The sequence below is a fragment of the Lysinibacillus sp. FJAT-14222 genome (assembly GCF_001278875.1).
Taxonomy (GTDB): domain Bacteria; phylum Bacillota; class Bacilli; order Bacillales_A; family Planococcaceae; genus Lysinibacillus; species Lysinibacillus agricola.
The window spans coordinates 1-23,336 of the sequence record NZ_LIYL01000019.1 but is presented as its reverse complement, the minus strand read 5'-3'; the positions used below and the strand labels follow the sequence as shown (position 1 = coordinate 23,336).

The window sequence follows — 23,336 nt, the reverse complement described above, 5'->3', positions numbered from 1 at the left end:
AGTCAAAGTGACGGATAGAAAGCAGGGCGACGGATAGAACAGTCAAAGTGACGGATAGAAAGCAGGGCGACGGATAGAACAGTCAAAGTGACGGATAGTAAGCAGGGCGACGGATAGAACAGTCAAAGTGGCGGATAGAAAAGCGAAAGCGACGGATAGAACAGTCAAAGCGATGGATAGAAAGCAGAGCGACTGATAGAATGATCAAAGTGACGGATAGAACAGCGAAAGCGACGGATAGAACAGTCAAAGTGACGGATAGAACAGCGAAAGCGACGGATGGAAAGATCAAAGTGATGGATAGAAAGCAGAGTGACGGATAGAAAGCAAAGCGACTGATATAAAAGCGAAAGCGACGGATAGAACAGTCAAAGTCGTGGATAAAACGCCTCAAAGCAAAAGATAGAATAAATATGAAAAAGGAGGCTACGTTCTTAAACGTAACCTCTTTCTTTTAAACTATCTAACTATTTAACAAGTAATACTTCAATTTCTTCAGCAGGAATTGGTTTACTAATATAGTAACCTTGAATCGCATCACAGCCATAAGAAATCAAAAGATCTGCTTGTTCAGCCGTTTCGACACCTTCTGCGACAACTTTAAGTTCCATAGATTTTCCGAGTTGCACCATGCCGTTCATGAGCTTTTGGGTCTTCTCAGATTTTAATAAAGAACTTGTAAATGTTTTATCGATTTTTAATGTATCTATTGGTAAAATTTGCATATATCTAAATGAGCCATACCCGGTACCGAAATCATCTAGTATAAAGGAGATGCCTTCATTTTCAAGTTTACGCATTTGCTTGGTAATGAAGGTAGCAGCCTCTGCTTCTAGGGCAAATTTCTCTGTAATTTCGATTTGAATAAGACTTGCAGGACAGCCAGTTTTCGCTAACGTTTCAAGAATGGACTGTGCCATGTTTTTATCACGGAATTCGCGTACAGATGAGTTAATGGATACTTTTAAATCAAGACCAGCTTTTTTCCAGGTTAGTACCTGTTCACAAGCCTTTTCTAACATAAAGGAACCAATATTATTAATAAGACCCGTTTCCTCAGCAATTGGAATGAGCTCATCTGGTGAGACAACGCCTATTACTTCATCTTCCCAACGAACTAATGCTTCTACAGCTGTGATTTTACGTGAATAAACATCAATCTGCGGCTGATAGAGGACTTTTAGATTTTTTTGGTCAAGAGCTTGAAGTAAACGTTTTTCAATTAAAGCTTTTCGATTTAATGCCTTATGTGTTGCTTTTGATAGGGAGACGATTTTATCGCCACCTGCTTCACGAACAGTTGTAATAGTAGCAATTGATGCCTTCATTAGTTGGGAGAATGTAGTTTGATCCTCAGGGTATCGTGTAATTCCACCACTAATAGAAATAGGGACAGCAACACTACTGTTATAAATTGGATGCTGTTGTAAGTAAGACAAGAAGCCTTGGATAAACCATTCACTTAAAGGTGTAATCACGACAAAATCATTTTCGTTAATACGTGCCATTGTGCTATCTTGGAAATACATTTTTATACGATTTGTGAATTCCACTATAAGGCCTTGATCGATTTGCTGATCATGTAACTCTTTTAATGTATAAAATTTATCTATACTTAAGTAGACGAAAGAAAAGTGTCTTTCTTCCTCAATCATGCTGGAAATCACTTTTTCAAGACGATGTGCATTCATGAGACCTGTTTCTGTATCGATATAAGCGATTTTTTCAAGCTGATGTTGTATTGTCTTTGACTTCGTGATATCTTTTTCGATTAAAATAAATTGTTGCTCATTTGTTTCAAGATTGAATGTAGGGATAGCTGTTAGAAGTACCCAATAAGACTGGCCTGTTTTTGTAATCTTTTCAACTTCGCCTTGCCACGTATGGCCACTGTTTAAATTACGCCAGATAGTATTTGTGATTTTTTCACTTACTTCATTGTCAGGGAACAGCTGCCAAAACGTTTTACCGATAACGCGTTTTGGTGTCCATTGACTCGTTTTTAGAAATTCAGCATTACATTCTAAAATAAATCCATCATGATCAAGTGTTACTGTCATAAATGTCGAGTCTAATCCTTGTTTTAAATCTACGAGAGTGCTGCTATTTGAAACAGAATTAATCATTAATTCTGGTAGCATAAACATCATAAGAATGAAACGCTCTCCTTGTTCAGTAAATGGTTTAGCTAGTAGTGCTGTCGTAATTTCTTCATTTGTATATGTGTTCATTTGAATTTGATCTATATACGTGCTTTCATCATTTTGTAAAATTGTTTGAAACGTTTCTAATGAAAGATGTCGTAGTAGATTTTCTTGAATGAATGAAGCAGTATGTCCTTGAATATCAATAGTTGAAAAACCAAATAGTTGTTCAGCAAGTTTTCCCAAAATTATAGCTTGTCCATCTTGATTCATGACAATTGTAGGAAAAGGAAGTGAATTTAAATAATGTTCATCAATCGTAAATGATTTATGCATATGACTCATGATTATTCGATCTCCTTGGGTAATCTATATATACTATTATTATAGTTAATTATCGGGAATTAGTCATTATGAATATATTTGTAAATATTTGATGATGAGAAAAATTAGGACTTTTCTAGTGAAATGCAAGAAAAGATTTGAAGAAAAATAACATTTTTTAGTACGTATATAGGAAACAGGAATTATATGGAACGGTTAAAAGAAATAATATTTATCGTCTTTGGTGCGATGTTATGGGGAGCAATTGGGCAACTGGACCTTTAATGGAGTGGTTACTCAATCATACGCCATTGACAGTTTCCTTTATGTTAACAATTCGTTTATCGATTGCAGGTATTATATTACTTACATATTTATCTTCATTCAGTGGATGTCCTAACACCCACTGAAATATAGGAACTCAGTCTAAGAACGCCACGTCCTGTGGCAACGACTGAGTGACCAACATCACGTTGGCCTAAAGCCTCCGGACGCAATTACGCCAAGGCGAAATTGATTGTTAACTGGAAAAGATATTTTCGACATTTGGTAGCAAAAACTATGGAGTAGACAGCTTATTATATTCGGAATAGCAGGGATGTTGGGCGTACAATTTGCTTTCGTGGCGGCGATCAACGAAAGTAATGCTGTATTTGCTACTTTATTACAGTTTTTAGCACCGATAATTTGTTGTTGCTTTTGTCTCTCTTAGTTTAAAGAAATGGCCACCAAAATATCAAGTATTAGGGATTATTGGTACACTTACAGGTTTTTCCCCCGTACTAAAGAATGATTCATTTGACGCTTTATTAGTTAGTAACAAAGCCTTATTGTGGGGAGTAGCTGTTGGTCTCACGTTTGCTTTCTACATATTGTATCCTGTACGTTTGATGAAAGAATGGAGTGTACTACTTGTTGTAGGCGGGGAATGCTTATAGGAGGATTTACATCTAGCGTGAAATACCTTACAGCAGTTGAGACTAGTATCCTTTCCAGTATTGAACCATTAACAGCGATGGGTATTTCGGTTATCGTGCTTGGTACATCGTTAGAGTTTTGGCAATTAGTTGGTGTGTTCGTCATGCTTGTTTGTGTAACATGGCTTTCGATAGTTGGAGAAAAAGCATAAAAATACTATCTGTACAGGAGTTCTATACTATGTTTGAATTTTATGGAATTTCTTTATTAGGACAAGGGGGAAGAGTGTGAAAGAAATTTTTTCCTATGTAAAGCCTTATAAATGGACTGCATTTATTGCGTTATGTTTAATGCTGTTGGAATTGTTTGTTGAGCTTGCTCAGCCACTTATAATGGCTAAAATTATAGATGATGGAGTGCGAGCTCAAAACCAAGGGATGATTTTGCAATGGGGTGCTGTCTTACTAGCATTATCCTTCGTTGCCTTTATAGCTGGTGTCGTTAATTCATATTTTTCATCGCATACAGCACAGAGCTTTTCCTATGATTTACGAAATGCATTGTTTGAAAAAATACAATCCTTTACATTAGCTACTTATCAAAAGTTCTCAACGGCTTCCCTGATTACAAGGTTAACGAATGATGTGACACAAGTACAGACGGTGCTGTTTATGAGTTTGCGTATTATGCTTCGTGCACCACTTGCTGTTATTGGTAGCATTGTCATGGCCTTTGTTGTGAATGCAAAGCTAGCGTTGTTTTTAGTTATTGGCGCACCGATTATTTTCATTTTTCTTATTTTTATGGTGGCAAAAGGTGTGTCTTATTTTGGACGTGTGCAAAAGAGAGTAGATCGTTTGAATCGTGTGCTACAAGAAAATTTACAGGCAATCCGATTAGTAAAGGCTTATTTACGTGGAGCTTATGAAGCATCTCGTTTTGATGAAGTGGCCTCACGCTTAAAAATAGATACTGTAAAGGCTCTACGCATAATGGAGTATATTATGCCTGTACTGTTATTCATCATGAATATGAGTTTACTCGCAGTACTATGGTTTGGGACGAAGCAAATAGCTTCAGGTGCAACACCACTTGGAGATATTGTTGCAATTGTCAATTATGCAATGCGTATGACAGGCTCGTTTTCGATGTTTGCCTTTATTATTATTTTTTATGCCCGTGCAAAGGCTTCAGCAGAGCGTATGGCAGAAGTACTTTCTATTGAAAACGAGACTGAGCTTATGTCGTCTTCAGAGAAAACATCGAATGGCAAGAACTTTGGAGAATTAGCTTTTGATCATGTGAGCTTTACTTATCCTGGGGGAGACTCACCTGTACTATCCGATGTAAGCTTTCAAGTGAAATCTGGTGAAAAGCTAGCCATTATGGGGGCAACGGGTGCAGGGAAATCTACGTTGTTACAGCTTATTCCTCGTTTCTATGATGTCACGGAAGGCAAAATAGTAGTAGAAGGGAAAGACGCGCAACAGTGGGATTTACAAGAATTGCGTGAAGTTATTGGCTATGTCCCGCAACAATCCTTATTATTTACAGGAAGCATTGCTGATAATGTACGTTGGGGTGATACAGAGGCTGAAATGGATGCAGTGCTACAGTCTACAATGCAAGCGCAAATCCATGCTTCTGTGGAGGATTTTCCGAACGGTTACGAGACTAGAGTCGGCCAGAAGGGTGTCAATCTTTCTGGTGGTCAAAAACAAAGATTATCGATTGCAAGAGCGTTATTAAGAAAAGGGCATCTATTAATGCTCGATGATAGTACAAGTGCGCTTGATGTGAAAACGGAGCAAGCATTATGGGAGGCATTGAGTGAAGAACAAGCAACCATGCTAGTGGTCACTCAAAAAATTCGGACAGCTAAAGGTGCAGATCGAATCTTACTCATTGATGCCGGAAAAGTGGTCGCATATGGGACACATGAAGAGCTTTTGCAAACTTCAATGCTCTATAAAAAAATCGCAATCTCCCAACAGGAGGTGGAGGAATGATGGGGTTTTTCCAAAAACCTTTTGGTTATGAGCCGATTTTGACGAAAGAGGATGTGAAGCAGACTGTTAAGAAAAAGAAGGGTCCTCGTGCGACAGATTGGAAAAGTACACTGTTACGTTTATGGAAAATTGTTGATGAACAACGTGCACTTTTAATTATTGTACTGTTACTTGTCCTGGTGAGCTCAATTTTGGCTCTTCTTGGGCCATATTTAATCGGTAAAATGATTGATATGTACGTGATGCATGGAGAGCTTACAGGACTAGGTAAGGGAATTATGCTGTTAATCGGCATTTATGCTCTATTAGCCATATCATTATTTTTACAAAACTATTGGATGATCGGTATTGCTCAGCAAACCATTTATAGATTACGAACGAGTGTATTTGCCTATTTCCAAAGACTGCCGATAGCCTTTTTTGATCGTCGTCAGCATGGAGAATTAATGAGTCGGATGACGAATGATATTGAAGCAGTGAGCTCAACATTAAATAGCTCCTTTATTCAAGTGTTTTCTAGTGTATTAACGCTTACGGGAACAGTGATCATCATGCTAAGTTTAAGTCCTTTACTAACGGTATTAACGATGACGATTATACCAATCATGTTTTGGGCAATGCGTTGGATCACACGGAGAACAGCACCATTATTTAAAGAGCAGCAAGCGGCCATAGGAGCTCTTAATGGCATGATTGAAGAAACAATTTCGGGCCAGCGAATTGTGAAGGCTTTCTCACAAGAGGAACGAATGAAAGAGGAGTTTCGCGAAAAAAGTGTACGATTAAAAAGAACTGGCTTCTGGGCACAGACATACTCTGGATATATTCCAAAGGTCATGAACTTTTTAAACAATATGAGCTTTACAATTGTGGCTGGTATTGGCGGTATACTTGCTCTTTATGGTCATGTGTCAATCGGAGTAATTGTTATTTTTACAGAATACGCAAGACAATTTACACGACCATTAAATGATTTGGCCAATCAATTTAATACGGTGCTGTCAGCGATTGCTGGTGCTGAACGCGTATTTGCATTACTGGATGAACAACCAGAAAAGGAAGCAACTTCAGCGCACAAGCATAAACTATTAGGACAGGTGAGCTTTCAACATGTGTACTTTAAATATGAGCAAGAAGAGGAAGCATATACTTTAAAGGACGTTAATTTTAAAGTAGAGCCTGGACAAACGGTAGCTCTTGTTGGAGCAACTGGAGCAGGAAAAACAACCATCTTACAGCTTATTGCAAGATTTTATGAGGTATCAAAGGGTGAGGTTTTATTTGATGGTGTGAACGTTCAGCAAATAGAACGACAAGCATTGCGTTCACAAATGGCCTTTGTGTTACAGGATCCGTTTTTATTTGAAGCGTCTGTACGAGAAAATATCCGTTATGGTCGATTAGATGCTAGTGATGAAGAGATAGAAGAAGCGGCAAAGCGTGCAAATGCACATGACTTTATCATGAAGCTAAAGGATGGCTATGACACAGTACTCGCGGCAGATGGTAGTGAAATTTCACAAGGTCAAAAGCAGTTGCTGTCAATTGCACGAGCATTGATTGCCGACCCGAAAATTTTGTTGTTGGATGAGGCGACAAGCAGCATTGATACTGTTACGGAGCTTGCGATTCAAGAGGCTCTTGACATGTTAATGCAGGGACGCACAAGCTTTGTGATTGCTCACCGCTTAAATACAGTGCACAATGCCGATATTGTGCTTGTTATGCACAAGGGTGAGTTAGTCGAAGCGGGACCTCAACAAAAGTTAATTGAATCTGGTGGCATTTATGCGCAGATGTTACAATCTTCATCCCATCATCTTGATGAGTAATTGTAGAAATGTAGGGATTTTACCACCAAAGAGGCTTATAACCATAACGTAGGGTTGATTTTCGCTACGGGTTACTCGCTTTCCTGCAGGCGAGAGACGAGCTGCTATTGATCAAATGGCATCTCTAACTTTTGGTGATGTGCCAAGATAGTTGGTATCGATTTTAATTAAAGGTGATTCTCAATAAATACTCGAACATTGGCAAAAGTTGATTTTGATAGTATTAAAATTCATGCTATCGTATTAATGACGGCTAAAAAACAAGGATATTTATTTAAAGGATACCCTTGTTTTTTGTTGATTTTAAAAGAAGATTACTGTGTGAAAAAAGCAATTTCATTATCGTTGTTATTCTTTTAGTCTTTGCTCAATGATTATGGAGCAGTCCCTTTGTTATATGGGACAGGAAATAGGTGACTGGTCAGCCAAGACCCGGAGTTTGTGTTAACTATATAAAATGACACTTTCAAATATGCTTCCAAAATTATAAATGTAATTTATTAGTATAAATGGTATAATTGATTATGAAATAAAGTAATCTATTGACGATAAATTAAGGTGTAAATCTAATTATATGTATCTATAGCTTCTAGTTAGTTTTAGTCATTTTAGAGATCGAGGGTAGTAAAAATCCATTTATGTTATCTCTTACTCAAGTGATTTGCTGATTATTAGAAGTTACAATTATATTTTGTTGCCAGCTTATTTTCTTTCTTGCTACAATAGGGCAATAGTCTGGTACAAGAACGGAGTAAACAATGGAGATTTCAGTGATTACAGTGTCCTTCCCGTTAGATGGGGAAACCTTAAATGAATTAAAATTATTATGTGAAGAAGCAACTTTAAACGATTACCGTGTATATGAAACGATTATGAATATACCAATGGCAAGCTCCTTTGACTCAAAAGGTTTTATGGTGCTTGCGTATGACGATGACAAGGATGTATTAGTCGGTGCAGCAAGTGCAATTGATTTAATGGGGTTGCATACATATGAATGGTCGCTAGTAGTTACACCGTTATATCGTCAAAAGGGAATTGGAACCGCTTTAGTCGGGGGGCTACAAGTGGGACTAGACGAACGAGGTGCAGAAGGTCAATTGGCAGTAGTCATTGATGGATCACCTTTTGGACATACATTTATTGAAAAAAGAGGCTATACATATAGCTTCTCAGAGGCGACGCTAGAAACAAGAGCGGAGCAAGTCGAATTACGAAATGAAATTGAGATTTCTCCATATGCTGGGGAGCAGGCAGAGTTAATGACTATTTATAGTGAGGCATTTGGAGATTTACCAGAAGAATCCAAGGAGCTAATTGCCTTTAACACGTCAGCGAATGGACGAAAGCTTTGGATAGCACGTAAAGACGGTGAAGTAGTCGGTACTGTAACGACAGTTGAAGAAAATGAAGTTCAATGGGTGACGGCACTTGCTGTTCTTCCGACTTGTGAAGGACAAGGTATCGGTACAGCTTTACTGACATTTTCAAAGGATTTTGCAAGTAAAAATGGTGCGAAATATGTCATGCTTGATGTAGAAATCGAAAATAGTAAGGCGCTTTCTGTTTATGAGAAGGCCGGCTTTATGAAGGCTCAGCAAATAGACTACTTCGTGAAAAACTAAAAACAGGGTGAGGAGTGATGTGTTGTGCATCGCTCCTCACTTTTTTTGTGTCCACGATGAAGTCCAAACCATGAAAACAGTAAAAGAGCTAGTAATGTGCAAGGGTGACCTGTGATAAGCAGGTGGGAAATTTCCGGTTTAAGATAGACGAACTACATAAAAGGATGGGTAAGTCCTTTCTTTCAGAGGTAATTCCAAGGGAACATCACTCGCACCGATCTCAAAAAATAAAGTTGAAAATAATTATCATAATGATCCAAAGAAGCAGTTATCAAAATATGCTCAAAAGCAAGCAAAGATTGATTTGCATCTTTTTCCAGAAGGTTTTATTCTTAATAATCATAATCATTAAGATAAAAGGATGTCCGATAAAAGGATGTATTTTTTATGGAATAATTTTATAAAAAGAGTTGAAAAATGGTTCTTGGTGATCCGACTGTTGCAAGTAATATAGAAGTGGTACCATTACTAACTCTGGGGGTCATGTCATTACACAGAATCTAAATAGTGCTAATAGTTTTCAACAATACTCGTTGAAAATCAATCAAATCGAGTGCAAATTTTAAACTCATTGATTTCAAATTCACTTTTATCAAATTATTCTAGAAAAGCAACAAAAGTTGATTTTTATTCTTTTGTAAAATGCTATATAATCGGTCATTGCAAGAGATGAACAGTAAAAAAAAGACTTAAAAGAGTAAAAATATGTTTAAAGGCGTTCAATATGAGGTATAGGTTAAGTGTAAAAAGTAAACAATCTTGTATTTGTGGTAATAGGATTGATGTTTCTAAGTATTTCTTGTTCATCTAATGCTAAATCGCAAGTTTATCAAAGTAAGAGGAAAAAATTATTTGGAAGTATGTTGAGCCTAATTCAGAAGGGATACCAGAGTTTAAGGACTTAGAAAAAATCCACAAACGGGAGATGTATCTTATTTAGGGATAATAATCTTAGGTTATTACCGTATCAGTATTTGATCTGATACGTAAATATAAAAAATACAAACAATGGAATGGTGAAAATCAACCGATGAAAGAGAGGTCCTTTTTTGCTTAAAAATTGGGATAATATTGAAAAAATAAATAAAATAGGGAATATATTTTTGGAAAGTATATTGACCCTGACTCGGAAGAGGTACCAGAGTCTGAGGACTTAGAAAAAAATCCGCAACGGAAGAAGCATCATATTTAAAGATAATAATTTTAGGTGTGTTATTTACCGTATCAGCACTTTAGTTGATACGTAAATATAAAAAATAATAATGAAAGGAGAATTTACCTACGAAGAAAAAAACAATACAAGTTGCAGCAATTGCCACGGTACTAAGTGGGATGGCCATTTCGCCACTATTTACTTTAGCAAATGGCAAAGGTGATGTTTTTGAATCGAAGGGAGCAGTGGAATTTATTCCGAATACAGATCCACAAGGTCCGGTAGATCCAACTGATCCAGACCCAATAAATCCAGTGAATCCAATTGATCCAGATCCAAGGAATCCAGTGAACCCAATTGATCCAGATCCAAGGAATCCAGTGAATCCAATTGATCCAGATCCAAGGAATCCAGTGAATTCAACTGATCCAGATCCAGGGAATCTAGTAAAACCAGTAGATTCGATAAATTCGCAAGGTCCGAATATTGGAACTGGCGGCAGTCCCTTAAGCTTGGACTATGTGTCAAACCTTGATTTTGGTATTAGTGAAATTGCTAATACGAAGAAAGGTGTGACGTACTATGCCAATGCACAGGAACTACATACTAGTGAGGGAAGTAAATATGTTCCGAACTATGTTCAAATTTCAGATTATCGTGGAACAAATTCGGGGTGGACGTTGACGATTAAACAAGAGGGGCAATTTTCTAATGCCAGCGCACAGCATAAGGAATTAACAGGTTCGCAAATCCAATTTGTTGACCCAATTGTTAAAGGTAAATCAGACGCGTCACCACCAATATATGCTGAGGTAATTACGTTAGATCCGAATGGAGCGGAGTCGCTTGTAATGGCCGCGAAGCCGCTAGCGGGGGCTGGACTTTGGGTGGAAAGTTGGGGAGCAGTTGAGGAGATGACTGGTGATTTAGGTCAGAAAATTCAAAAAATAAAAGCGATCTCCTTTACTATTCCGGGAGAAACGCAAACAGATACTGTTACATACAGTACAAAATTAACTTGGAAGTTATCAGATATTCCGAGTAACTAAAAATAGTAAAGGCGGTAAAACGTATGAAGAAAATCGATTTGAAAATGTTAGGTATTACAGCTATGGTAACAGGCTGCGTACTCGCAGGAAGCACATCTGCCTTTGCAGCAGAACCTAAATTTTATGATTCTAATGCAGTTATTAAATTCAAAGCTAATGAAGATGGGACAACAGATCCAGAAAAACCAGTTGATCCAACAGATCCAGGGAAAGAAGTAGATCCGGTAGATCCAACAAAACCAGGTGAAAAGCCAGATCCAGGAACAAAGGGTCCATTAAGTATTGACTTTGCATCTAGTTTGATCTTTGGTGAGCAAGATATTACATCTGTAGAAAAAACTTACACTGTAAAACCACAAAAGTTTAACAATCGCAACCCTGAAGATGGTCCAAACTATGTCCAAGTGACAGATAACCGTGGAACACATAAAGGTTGGACATTAACGCTAACGCAAATGGGTCAATTTAAGACCGAAGCTGGTCAAGAGTTAAAAGGAGCTGCAATTAGTTTTGACAATGGTCATGTAGTAACAACTGTTGAAGAAGGAGCACTTCACCCAATTGGACCCGAAAAATTTACTTTGCAAATTGCCGAAGATGGAACTGGCGTAGCTCAAAATATAATGGTTGCTGGTGATGGAAAAGGTGCAGGTACTTACCTTCATGTATATGGTGATAACAGCAAAGCTGCAGAAAGTATCACACTGACTGTACCTGGTAAAACAACAAAATATGCTGCCAACTATTCTACAAAATTAAAATGGACATTATCAGACGTACCAGTTGGTAATGAAGGTGATGAATAAGTAAAGATTAGTGATGAGACACTGTAGTTTTCTACAGTGTCTCATCTAAGCAATTAAGTAATGAGGAAGGTTGAAATTATGAGAAAAAATATGCTGTTGACTTTAGTTGGAATAGTAATGGTAGGCCTAGTATGGTTTGCACCATTCGCTTCTGCATCTGAATTTAATTTTGGTGTACATACTGTTATTCCGGAAAATCAAATTGATAAAGAAAAAACTTATTTTAATTTGAAAATGGAACCCAATCAAAAGCAAACATTAACGATCCGTTTAAGAAACGATACACCAGAAGATGTCGTGATTGAGCCTAAAATTCATTCAGCTACAACAAATCTCAATGGTGTTGTAGAGTATGGTCCCACAAAAGCTGAACGTGATTCTTCATTATTGTATGAGCTAGGTGATTTAATAAAAACAGATAAGGAGATTACAGTTCCGGCTAATGGGAGTAAAGAGTTACATTTAAATGTAACGATGCCAGAGGAGCAATTCGATGGAATTTTAGCAGGCGGTATTACGTTAGAAGAGAAGGAATCGGCATCAAAAAAAGAAGAAACCAATAAAGGTTTAAGTATTGAAAATAAATATGCTTATGTAGTAGGCATTACGCTACAAGAGACGGATGAAATAGTTGAGCAGGATTTACAATTACATGAAGTTGAGGCTGGGCAATTGAATGCACGTAATGTTATAAATGCTACACTTCAAAATCCTACGGCTACGTATTTAAATCGTTTTGAAGTGGATGCGGAAGTGACGGAAAAAGGAAAAACAGAAGTACTCTATCAATCTAAAAAACAAGATATGCAAGTGGCACCAAATTCAAGTTTTGAATACCCGATTCCGTTAGATGGTGAAAAATTTAAATCGGGAGAATATACGCTACATATGAAAGCTAAGTCTAGCAAAGAATCATGGGAGTTTGAGAAGGATTTTACCATTAAAGCGGAAGAAGTAAAGCAATTTAACGCAACAGATGTATCCATTGAAGGTCCGAATTATCTAGCGTATTTGGTAGGATTGCTAATTCTTCTAGTAGCAGGATTACTATTCTATATAGTTTATAGCAAAAAGAAGCAGAAGAAACAACAAGAAGAAATGAATAATTAATGGATCAAACATACGCCTTTGTTCTGGAAGTAGCTGTACCGGTTACTTTGCTAACTTTTCGTTTTGGGAAAATCACGTACCAATTTATGTTTCTGAGATGTAGGATGGAGGCATGTATCAGTTAACGCTGATTTCAACAAACTTTTTATAGCGATTGGTTTTTTAACAAGTGAATCAATAAAAATTCAGGTGAATCACTTGTTAAAAATTAAAAAGAAAAAGTTAATTTGAAGAAATGGGAAGATAAGCAAAGTGATCAGTATGCGATTAGTTTCATTTTTTCGTTATTATTTTTGCACGATTGTGGGAAATGATGGAGTGATGCTGCTTAATATGTAAGAAAGTTGGTGAAAAGAAAAATGAGAAAAATAGGAATATCGATATTGGTTCTTCTTCTAGTCTTTTCCGATTTAAATGTATTTGTAGCAGGAACAATTGCAGATGATCCTACAGAGCCGGAAATTGAATGTGAGGAACAGCTAGAGTCCGATGATGAGGAAAATATAGCTACTGAATGTAAGGAACCAGAGACTGAAAATAGCGAAGATTCAACAACAGAAGTAGAGGAACAGCCAGAGATTGAAAATGGAGAAGCGCCAACAACTGAAGGTGAGGAACAACCAGAGACTGAAAATGGAGAAGCGCCAACAACTGAAGGTGAGGAACAGCCAGAGTCTGAAAGTGGTGAAGATCTTACAATTGAAGGTGAGCCAGAGCCAGAGACTGAAAATGGTGAAAATCTTGCTAATGCATGTGAGAGTCAGACCGAGTCTGAAAGTGAAGAAAATCTGGCAACTGAAGGAAAGGAACAGTTAGAATCTAAAGGAGAAAATTTAGCAATTGACTGTGAGGAAGAGGAAGAGCTGTATAGTGAAGAAAATTTGGGTATTGACTGTGAAGAAGAGTTTTACTTTGAAGAAGAACTAGTAACTGAAGAAGAGGAACAGCTAGGATCTAACAGTGAAGAAGAATCAGTAATTGAAGGTGAGGAACCAGAAGAATTAGATAGTGAAGAAAATTCAGCACCTAAATGTAAAAAAAATTCTCCAAAATCTTCCCCTTTTGGACCATTTGTAAGTGATGTTGGTCCAATCGGCGAGATTGATCTTTCAAAGTTGGATGATGATCCTAATGAATTAGAAGGATTTACACAAATGAAAACAAATAAGGGGGTTGAATTTCCAGTAAGAGATAAAAGTGGCAGAACTGAGTACCTGTATTTCGGGAATCTTAGCAATACGCGGTCAGTTAACTCATTGGAAGATGAGGAGGCTTATAAAGACTTTGGTGATGACTGGTCCCGTCCGTTGCCAAAAATGGATACAACACTTGCCAGTTTAGTGGATGGAAAACAGTATATACAGGCAGAAAATTTTACAATAGCGACAGCTCTAGATATAGGCCCAACTGAGTCCAATGGTATCGTAACATATTATTATGAAAATGGGATAGCTTCCAGTCCAGAGTGGATGGGTAATGGACTTGTGATTGCTCATGGGAATAGTGAGGACGATACAGCACAGTTTCTATCTGGACACATGCCAATACTAAAACTATTTAAAAACGAAGAGACACATGAATTGATTGCTTATGCAGCTGTAATTAGTTACCAACAAAGATATGGATATATAGTAGATGGATATGTGAAAATTAAAATGCAGCCGGTGAGTGATATTAAAGGGCGTATTAATGTAAGTATGAAATATTGGAAATTAAACAGTACATGGCCCGTTACAAATTTTGCTTATTCGGTTCATATGGATATTGGCAAGCGGCACAAAGAAAGTAGGGTATTTTCGTTAGGAAATGATGAAGGGTTTTACTTTTATGAGAAGGGAATGAGAGATGGTACAAGTTATGCTCTTACTTTCTTCCGTGATGGTTTTGCGAATCCACCAGCTAAATTTAAAGGAATTGATACTGACCCGAATGCAAGACCATTCACTCTATTCGGTTATCATCAAAGTCCATATTATGATAAATTAAATTCGCCGGGTTTTCCTGAAAAGGACATTGACGCAAATACTATGTATGACTTTAAGACACACCCAGGTTGGGCATTAAGATGGGAACCTAAAGTTCAAGAGTATGGCGATGTTATAGAAGCGAATCTTGAGGTGGCCGTTACTGACAGGCCGGATGCTGCGCCAGTCTTGCAATTAGACAATGATGGTGAATATACAAATAATGGTTATCGTATTACAGGAACATGGAAAGATAAAGACAGTGATACTGTCAGTCTTTATTATATGTTAGATAGTGGTGAGCCTAAGAAAGTCGGAGTTTATAAAAATGAAAATCTAAATACAGATGCTCCGTGGGAACTCATAATTCAGAGTGATGAATGGAAAAAGGGATTAGATCACGAGATTTCTGTATATGTGACGGACGAACAGGATCTGGAATCTAATATCGAAACGATAAAACTCCGCCCAGAATTAACCATTACAGAACAAGTATTTGATGAAGGTGGTAAAGAGGCAGAGGAAGTCGCACCAGAAGAAACGTTAAGCTATAGTATTTTAGTAAAAACTGGGTATATTACGTATGATACAGGTAAATATGATCAAGTTAACATTACCCAAAAATATGATCCACATTTAGAACAACCAACAGATCTTAAAGTAATAGATGAAGACGGAAATGAAGTTGGTACAGCCATATACAATGAATCTGCAAGTATAATTGAAGCAAGTCTGAATGCTGATGCTGACTTGCCACGTTCTAAGGAAATATACGTTACGTATAAGGCTACAGTGAAAGAAGATGCTGTAACGGAAGAAGAGATTGTAGGTCAGGCAACAGTATCTGGAACATATAGTACTAAAGATGAATTCAAAGGGACATCAAATGAAGTGAGAACTATAATTGCTGCCGTGTTGAAGTTCGATTCGGTACCTAAAGTTATCGATTTTGGAGAAAACCTAGTGATTTCATCAAGAACTAAAAAGTATCATCCAATCGAGATCGATGTGCCTTTAGCTGTAAAAGATACTCGTAAATCTTCGTCGCCAACGCCAAAATCTTGGAGGGTGATGGCTAAGCTTAAAGAGCCATTAACTGTGAAAGGTACAGATATTAAATTGAATGGTTTATTTTACCATTACGGTAGGGAGGATTTATATCTTACTGAAGATACCTCAGCAGAGATCTATACAAGGAAAACAACAGACGGCAAAAAAGTTAATATTTCTAGTACATGGAGTGATGATGGGGACGGGCTTTATCTAGAAGTACCAGCTGGAACCGCTAGGGCGGACGCCTATGAAGGAACGATCACGTGGATGCTTCAGGATGTACCACCGAATCAATGAATCAAGTACTAAGCACAAGGTTTATAAAGTATTACCATTATGGAGATGTATCTTTATTTGATACATCTTTTTTTCTATAGGCGTGTTGATTAGGAAAAAATAGGTTTATTATTGAGTGATAAAAGGAATTTTTTTGTCACTGTTTTGCCGGTATATTTCCATTTTAACTGATTGTAGCGTAGGGCTACTCGAGTGCTCCTGTCACTTCGCTTTCGTCGCAGAGCAAAGCTTCCCGCGGGAAAGCGAGTAGCCTGTAGCGGAAATCAGCCTCTTCGAATGTATAAAAATGGTTAATCAACACACCTGTTTTTTCTATTTTAAATAAGTGAAAAGACAAAGGATCCCACAGAAAAGCTGATAGGTCAGTTTCTCTGTGGGATTTTGTATATGTTGATGAATAATCTAGGGTAAAGATTGATTTTAATAGTTTAATAAAGTTTGAACTTCTAAATAAAGGGTATCTATTTTATGAATACCCATTTATTGAGAAATAGAAAGAAAGGTGATTGCTAAATGAAAAAAGCCAGTTTACTGTTAATTATCATATTTTTAGTCTTTTCTCAATTATCTATAAGTTATCAAGCTGTTTATGCGATAAGTAATAGTGAAAGCAAGATTGATTATTCCATCACGAAAGAGGATCTATTAACTTTGGATAATAGCGATGAAGGTATAGTGCAACCGAATGATCATGCTAACAATAATAGTAAAGAAGATAATGAACCGTCGATGAATATGGAGGATGAAAACACTTCTTTGGATTCTGATGAGATGGTTAATGCACCACCTAGTAATAGTGATGATGATTTTATCATTGAAGATTACGGTGATCGTGTTTCCATCATAGGATGGCAAGGAGGAATATCAAAGGATATTGATATTCCTGGTGAAATCAATGGTAAACCAGTTGTAGAAATAAGAAACCGAGCATTTTCTGACTTACAGCTCTCAAACGTAACGATTCCGTCAAGTGTGACAAAGATAGGAAACGAGGTGTTTTCTAATAATCAATTAGAAAGTTTGAAAATACCTTCAGGGGTGGAAACGATAGGAAGTCATGCATTTTCAAACAATCAATTAAAAAGTATAGAGATACCCCCAAAAGTGACAACGATAGGAAGCCATGCATTTTCAAAAAATCAATTGAAAAAAATAAAAATACCCTCAAACTTGAAAACAATAGAAACAGGTGTATTTTCTTATAATAAATTAGAAAGTGTAGAAATACCTTCAAGTGTGACAACGATAGGAAGTTATGCATTTTTAACTAATCAATTAGAAAGTGTGGAAATACCCTCAAGTGTGGCAATGATAGGACGCTCTGCGTTTTCAAACAATCAATTAAAAAGTATAGAAATACCCTCAAGTGTGACAACGATAGAAGCGGGTGTATTTTCTTATAATCAATTAAAAAGTATAGAAATACCTTCAAGCGTGACAACGATAGGAGAATCTGCATTTACAAAAAATCAATTAACAAGTGTAAAAATACCTTCAAGCGTAACGACGATAGGAATGTCTGCATTTTTAGCTAATCAATTAGAAAGTATAGAAATACCCTCAAGTGTGACAACGATAGAAGCGAATGTATTTTCAGGCAATCAATTAACAAATGTAGAAATACCTACAAGTGTGACAACAATAGGAAACCAAGCTTTTTCGCATAATCAATTAACAAGTATAGAGATACCCCCAAGCGTGACAACAATAGGAGAGCGTGCATTTGCTTCTAATCAATTAGATTTTGTAATCTTTGATGGAGCAAATGAATTCCATTGGACTTACCCAACTCCTTTTGATTTCCAATCTAAGAGTGGGAAAACCTTTTTGGGGTGGTTTGAAGATGAAGACTATACGATAGATTGGAATAATTCTATAACGAAACCAATGACTATTTATGCTAAGTGGGCATTGACTTTCATTGTCAAGTTTGATGCCAATGGAGGCAGTAAAGTTCCATCGCAATCAGTAGAGCCTGGTGAATTCATAAAAGCACCATTCACTCCGGTAAAAGAAGGGTACACATTTGGAGGTTGGTATAAAGACAAAGGACTAACAGAAGCATGGAATTTCGATCAAGATGTAGTGAAAAAAGATATCACGCTATACGCCAAATGGTCGAAAGCAAGCTACATCGTTACTTTTGATGCCAACGGAGGAAGCGAAGTTTCATCGCAAACCGTGGAATATAACGAATTAGTAAAAGCCCCAATTACTCCAAAGAAGGAAGGCTATACATTTGGAGGGTGGCATAAAGATAAAGAATTGACAGTAGCATGGGAATTTGTAAAAGACGTAGTGACCCAAAATGTTACGTTGTATGCGAAATGGACAAAGGATCATACGTCTGGCGGAGGATCTGGCGGCTCAGGAGGCTCTGATGGAGGTTCGTCAAACTATAAAATTACCTTTGACTCCAATGGTGGAAGTGAAGTGCCATCACAAACAGTCGGCTATAACGACCTCGTGAAAGCCCCAACTACTCCAGTGAAAGACGGCTATCATTTTGATGGCTGGTATAAGGAAACGGCGCTTAACAATGCATGGGACTTTGCGAAAGATAAAGTAACCGCAGACATCACGTTGTATGCGAAATGGACAAAGGACTATATGGTTACTTTTGATTCAAATGGAGGCAGTGAAATTCCGTCGCAAACAGTGCCATACAAAGCTTTAGTGAAAGCTCCTTCTGATCCAAAGAAGGAAGGCTACTTGTTTATCGGCTGGTATAAAAATAAAGAATTCACAAAAGCATGGGATTTTGCAAAAGATGTCGTTACAGAGGACTTAACATTATATGCACGATGGATGAAGGAAAGCCATGGTTGTGACATTACTTTCAAGGATGTTGATCAAAACTGGGCACAAGATATGATTAAAGAAGTTGCCGAGCGATGCATTATTATAGGTTATCCAGACGGCACTTTCCGACCAAATGATATGATTCAACGACAACACGTAGTACTTATGATTGATCGTGCATTACAACCAGCATCAATTCGAGACGCTGTAGCCTTTTCAGATGTACCTAAAAGCCATGTAAATTATGAACAAATTACACGACTACAACGAGCGGGTATCGTGGATGGTTCAAATGGAGCATTTCGACCAAACGCTTCTATAACACGTGCCGAAATGGCAAAAGTAATCGTGCTTGCATTTGGTTTAACGCCAGAAGGCAATAGTACATTCAAGGATGTCGATCCATCCCACTGGGCGAGTGAATATATTGCCGCTTTAGCAGACCATAACATTGCACTAGGTGATGAAAATGGTCATTTTAGACCAAATGAAAACTTAACACGCGCAGAATTTACGGCGATTATGTATCGAGCACTTGGTTTATAAAACGAGGCTTTGAGAAAGAGAGATGTATCGTATGTTTGATACATCTCTCTTTCTGTTTTTAGATAAGTGTAAAGAAAATAGGGTATACACTAATTATTGGGAAATAAAGATGTGATTCCCAGGTGTAATTGTGTAAGCTATGATTGGGAAACCTTTTTATCATAAATTTGTAACTATCTTCATATAGTATTAGTAAGCCTATGAAAGGAGTCGTTATCATGCGCATGCCGGCACTACCTAAAAAGAAGTCTCCTCCAAGGGAAGCACCAAGGTCATGGTGGAAAGTTGTGAAAACGTATTTATCCAGAGGGAGGTTTTACCGTTTACCGCCTCGGAATTGATAAATGGGTGTTAAATATTCAATAAAAAGTCGCCATCATAGCGACTTTTTTTGTTACATCTGTTCATTTTCTAATAGAAATGTATTTTTTGTTGGACCAATTAAATACAGCTCATGCATGGCTCGAGTGAGTGCCACATACAGTAGCTTTCGATCAACCTTTGTATCGTAGAAAGGTGTATCGAAGGCGGCTACGATCACAGCATCAAATTCAAGGCCTTTAGCTAAATGACTCGGAACAACGAGTAACAAATCCTGATTAATAGATTCGTTTTCAGTTAAAAGCTGAGAAGCAATTTTTTTGTCTTTTAATGCTTGTTGCATTGTTTTCGCCTCTGCAGTCGTTTTACAAATTAAAGCAATGGAATGATGTCCATTGGCTCGAATGGCATCAAAAATTTCTCTAATTTGCTGGGCATCAAAAGATTGTGCTTGTATAAATGTTGGCATATTACCATGCCGAACCACAGGCTCAACTAATGGAAGCTGTTCATCCATTTGTGCTAAAACCTTGTTCGCAACTTCCATAATTTCAATTGTTGTTCGATAGCTCTTTTGAAGTGTTCTAAAGCTTGCTCTAGGAAATAGATTTTGGACAGGTTCCCAGGCAGTAAGGGAACGATAGCTATGAATCCCTTGCGCTAAATCACCGACCATCGTAAACATATCTGTTTCAAGCCCGGTCTTTAAAGCAGCAAGCTGAAATAAACTATAGTCCTGTACTTCATCGATAAAAACGACGCGCATTTTCCATTCATCAGGAATGCCCTTTAGTCGAGCTTGTAAATAATAAAGGGCAGCTAAATCTTCAAGCACCCATTGCTCTTTTGCATGTGCCTGTATAAATTGCTGTTGCTCAAGATAATGCCATTCTGGAGCAAGCTCTGCTAAAAGCTCAGCATTTGTTAGAAGCGTACGATAGAGAGTCTTAATGTTATATTTAGAAAAGCGACGCATATAAACAGATGCTGTTGATTTAGTCTCTTTTTCAATAGCAGGAATACGTTCATCACGTTCATCGATAAACTTAGTGACAACGCGACGACGTTTGTCATCATCACGAATACCATTTAATGCCTTGCCTAGTGCATCATCATATTTTTTATGTAGCGTATTTAAAATAGCCTGTTTCTTTTGACGGACATGGCTTGCTAGCACTTTTTTAATATGAGCGAGTCGTTTTTCAATCGGCATATAAGAAAATTCATATAAAAATAGCTTCTTTAAATGGGAGGCACGCATAATGCAATATTTTTCAATGAAAACATCCTCAAATTGGTTGGCGATGTCCTGCTCGATCTTTTGAACGTATCGTTCTATTACATCACGGTAATAAAGAGAGCCCTTCATTTCGGATATCCAGGAAGTTGACTGTTGGGGTCCTCCTGCAACAAGAGATTCTAACTGCTCATTAGGGTTTTGAAGCTTCAGCTTTAGCTTTGTCGCTGCTAGAACATAATCAGAAAAAGTTGTTTGGCAAATTTTATCGACACCAAGCTCTGGTAAAACATCACCAATATAATCAATAAATAACTTATTCGGTGCTAAAATCATGAGCTGCTCAGGGTTAAAATGTTCGCCCATTGTGTAGAGGAAGTAAGATATTCGGTGTAAGGCAATTGTTGTTTTTCCACTACCTGCAGCACCCTGTACGATAATTGGCTGACGAAGATGTGCTCGAATAATTTCGTTTTGCTCCTTTTGGATGGTGGAGACGATCTCTGTCAAACGCACATCTGCTTTTCCAGCTAACGCTTCTTGCAGTAATTCATCGTTTGTTGTTAAATCAATATCCCGTATATCGAGCAATTCACCATTTTCTATTTTATATTGTCGCTTGGCAAATAAGTGTCCCTTGTGAACTTCTCCACGAACATCATATTCCATATCCCCAAGACGACCGTCATAATAGACGTTTGCTACCGGTGAACGCCAATCGACTATAATAGGCTCGTTGGTTTCTCGATGAAACAAAGAGGTTTTGCCGATATAAAGAAATTCTTCAGGATCCCCAGTCTTTTGAAAATGAATTCGGGCAAAGTATGGCTTTTTTTGAACAGCTTCTAAGCCTTCCTTTTGATTTCGAGCCATTTCAAAAAATCGAGCATTTGCTAAGATATTTAAATAGCTTAAACTTGAATCTAAATAATCAAGATCTGCCATCGACTGACGAATATTTTCCTGAGCAGATTGCAGATTTCTTTGCGACTCATTTAAAATTTGCTGCATGTAATTTTGGGTGTAAGCTAGCCGTTCCACTTCAGCCTGAAAATCTGGATGTTGTGCAGTCATTTTTTAGCACCTCCTAAGTACTTACAATTTTAAGTAGATTCTCATACTACTATATATAATATTTACCAGCAAGTGAAATTGTATTAAGCTTATTTGGGGAGAATATAGTGAAATTTAGAAAATCGTTCCACCAACTGACTTGTTCAAGTTTTACTAGAGGTGGACACACTAGGAGGTTATCATTTGGAGATTTTTGCCCATAGAGGCGTTTCTGCACATTGCCCTGAAAATACTATCGCTGCTTTTGTAGCCGCATCAAAGCTTCCGATTACGGGGATTGAACTAGATGTTCATTTAACAGCGGATAGGGAGTTAGTCGTTATTCATGATGAAACGATCGATCGCACATCTAACGGCTCTGGCTACGTAAAAGATTATACGCTACAAGAACTTCGCGCATTTGATTTTGGTTCATGGTTTTCTTCTGAATTCGAAGATGAAAGCATTCCAACTTTAGGTGACATATTAGAGCTGTTTGCAGGTACAAATCATCGTATTAATATTGAACTCAAAACTGATATATTCCCATATGACGGGATAGAATCTCTTGTCATTAGAGAAGTTGCTGCATTTCAAATGACAGAGAGAGTGATTATTTCCTCTTTTAATCATGAATCCATTCAAATCATCGCACAAAGAGCACCATACATTGAAAAAGCGGCGCTCTTCGCGGAAATTTTAGTTGATTTTAACGGCTACACGGCTCAAATTCCAGCAGATGCTATACATGTCAGCTTACCTACAGCGTTTCGGAAATCAGTTAAGGAAGCTCTTAATGAAGGAGCAATTGTACGTGTGTATACAGTCAATGATGTCGAGTACGCAAAACAATTGCAGCAGCTCGGCTTGCAGGCAATATTTACGGATGATCCGGGGAAGATAGCGTCTGGATTGATAGGATAGAAAAGTCAAAGCGATGGATTGAAAAGGCAAAGAGGCGGATAGAATCATCAAAGCGGTGGATAGAACCGCCCAAGCGACGGAAAGAAGAGCTAAAGTGACGGATAGAACCGGCAAGGCGACGGAAAGAAGTCAGAGCGACGGAAAGAATCGTCAAAGCGATGGATAGGAA

General features: G+C 37.6%; 12 protein-coding genes and 2 pseudogenes. 11 read left to right on the top strand and 3 right to left on the bottom strand.

Going from position 1 to position 23,336, the window contains the following annotated elements:
• Nucleotides 1–467 precede the first annotated feature (467 nt).
• A complete protein-coding gene (locus tag AN161_RS09140; protein ID WP_053594052.1) occupies nt 468–2,489 on the bottom strand; it encodes a GGDEF domain-containing phosphodiesterase in 2,022 nt (673 codons plus the stop codon).
• A 186-nt stretch (nt 2,490–2,675) separates the two neighbouring features.
• Between AN161_RS09140 and AN161_RS30560 the strand changes: the two are divergent.
• The 10 genes and pseudogenes from AN161_RS30560 to AN161_RS09100 form a co-directional block, all read left to right on the top strand.
• Nucleotides 2,676–2,845 (top strand): annotated as a pseudogene (locus AN161_RS30560) (EamA/RhaT family transporter); the annotation flags it as partial.
• A 140-nt stretch (nt 2,846–2,985) separates the two neighbouring features.
• Nucleotides 2,986–3,597, top strand: a pseudogene (locus AN161_RS28190) (DMT family transporter); the annotation flags it as partial.
• Between the two features lie 76 nt (nt 3,598–3,673).
• Nucleotides 3,674–5,395 (top strand): ABC transporter ATP-binding protein, encoded by a 1,722-nt coding sequence (locus tag AN161_RS09135; protein ID WP_053594051.1) that lies wholly within the window; start codon nt 3,674–3,676, stop codon nt 5,393–5,395.
• Nucleotides 5,395–7,227, top strand: coding sequence for an ABC transporter ATP-binding protein (locus AN161_RS09130; RefSeq protein ID WP_053594083.1), 1,833 nt, complete (start codon nt 5,395–5,397; stop codon nt 7,225–7,227). Before AN161_RS09135 ends, AN161_RS09130 begins: the two co-directional genes overlap by 1 nt.
• A gap of 758 nt (nt 7,228–7,985) precedes the next feature.
• Nucleotides 7,986–8,852 (top strand): GNAT family N-acetyltransferase, encoded by an 867-nt coding sequence (locus AN161_RS09125; RefSeq protein ID WP_053594050.1) that lies wholly within the window; start codon nt 7,986–7,988, stop codon nt 8,850–8,852.
• Nucleotides 8,853–10,184: 1,332 nt separating this feature from the next.
• Nucleotides 10,185–11,054, top strand: a complete 870-nt coding sequence (locus AN161_RS09120; RefSeq protein WP_053594049.1) for a WxL domain-containing protein — start codon at nt 10,185–10,187, stop codon at nt 11,052–11,054.
• 23 nt (nt 11,055–11,077) lie between these two features.
• Nucleotides 11,078–11,860 (top strand): WxL domain-containing protein, encoded by a 783-nt coding sequence (locus tag AN161_RS09115; RefSeq protein WP_053594048.1) that lies wholly within the window; start codon nt 11,078–11,080, stop codon nt 11,858–11,860.
• A gap of 78 nt (nt 11,861–11,938) precedes the next feature.
• Complete coding sequence (locus AN161_RS09110; RefSeq protein WP_053594047.1) at nt 11,939–12,970, top strand: DUF916 and DUF3324 domain-containing protein; 1,032 nt, start codon at nt 11,939–11,941, stop codon at nt 12,968–12,970.
• A 359-nt stretch (nt 12,971–13,329) separates the two neighbouring features.
• Nucleotides 13,330–16,284, top strand: a complete 2,955-nt coding sequence (locus tag AN161_RS09105) for a hypothetical protein (RefSeq protein ID WP_143114688.1) — start codon at nt 13,330–13,332, stop codon at nt 16,282–16,284.
• Between the two features lie 513 nt (nt 16,285–16,797).
• Nucleotides 16,798–19,632 carry an InlB B-repeat-containing protein gene (locus tag AN161_RS09100; RefSeq protein WP_053594045.1) on the top strand — a complete coding sequence of 945 codons (2,835 nt, stop codon included), beginning with the start codon at nt 16,798–16,800 and terminating at the stop codon, nt 19,630–19,632.
• Nucleotides 19,633–20,026: 394 nt separating this feature from the next.
• Here the strand turns inward: AN161_RS09100 and helD are convergent, their stop codons facing one another.
• A complete protein-coding gene (gene helD / locus AN161_RS09095; protein ID WP_053594044.1) occupies nt 20,027–22,264 on the bottom strand; it encodes an RNA polymerase recycling motor HelD in 2,238 nt (745 codons plus the stop codon).
• A 183-nt stretch (nt 22,265–22,447) separates the two neighbouring features.
• Between helD and AN161_RS09090 the strand changes: the two genes are divergently transcribed.
• Nucleotides 22,448–23,167 carry a glycerophosphodiester phosphodiesterase gene (locus AN161_RS09090; protein ID WP_053594043.1) on the top strand — a complete coding sequence of 240 codons (720 nt, stop codon included), beginning with the start codon at nt 22,448–22,450 and terminating at the stop codon, nt 23,165–23,167.
• Here the strand turns inward: AN161_RS09090 and AN161_RS30320 are convergent.
• Nucleotides 23,124–23,336, bottom strand: a 213-nt coding sequence (locus AN161_RS30320) for a hypothetical protein (RefSeq protein ID WP_206743141.1), incomplete at its 5' end; no start/stop codon positions are given. The two genes, AN161_RS09090 and AN161_RS30320, sit on opposite strands and share 44 nt — an antisense overlap.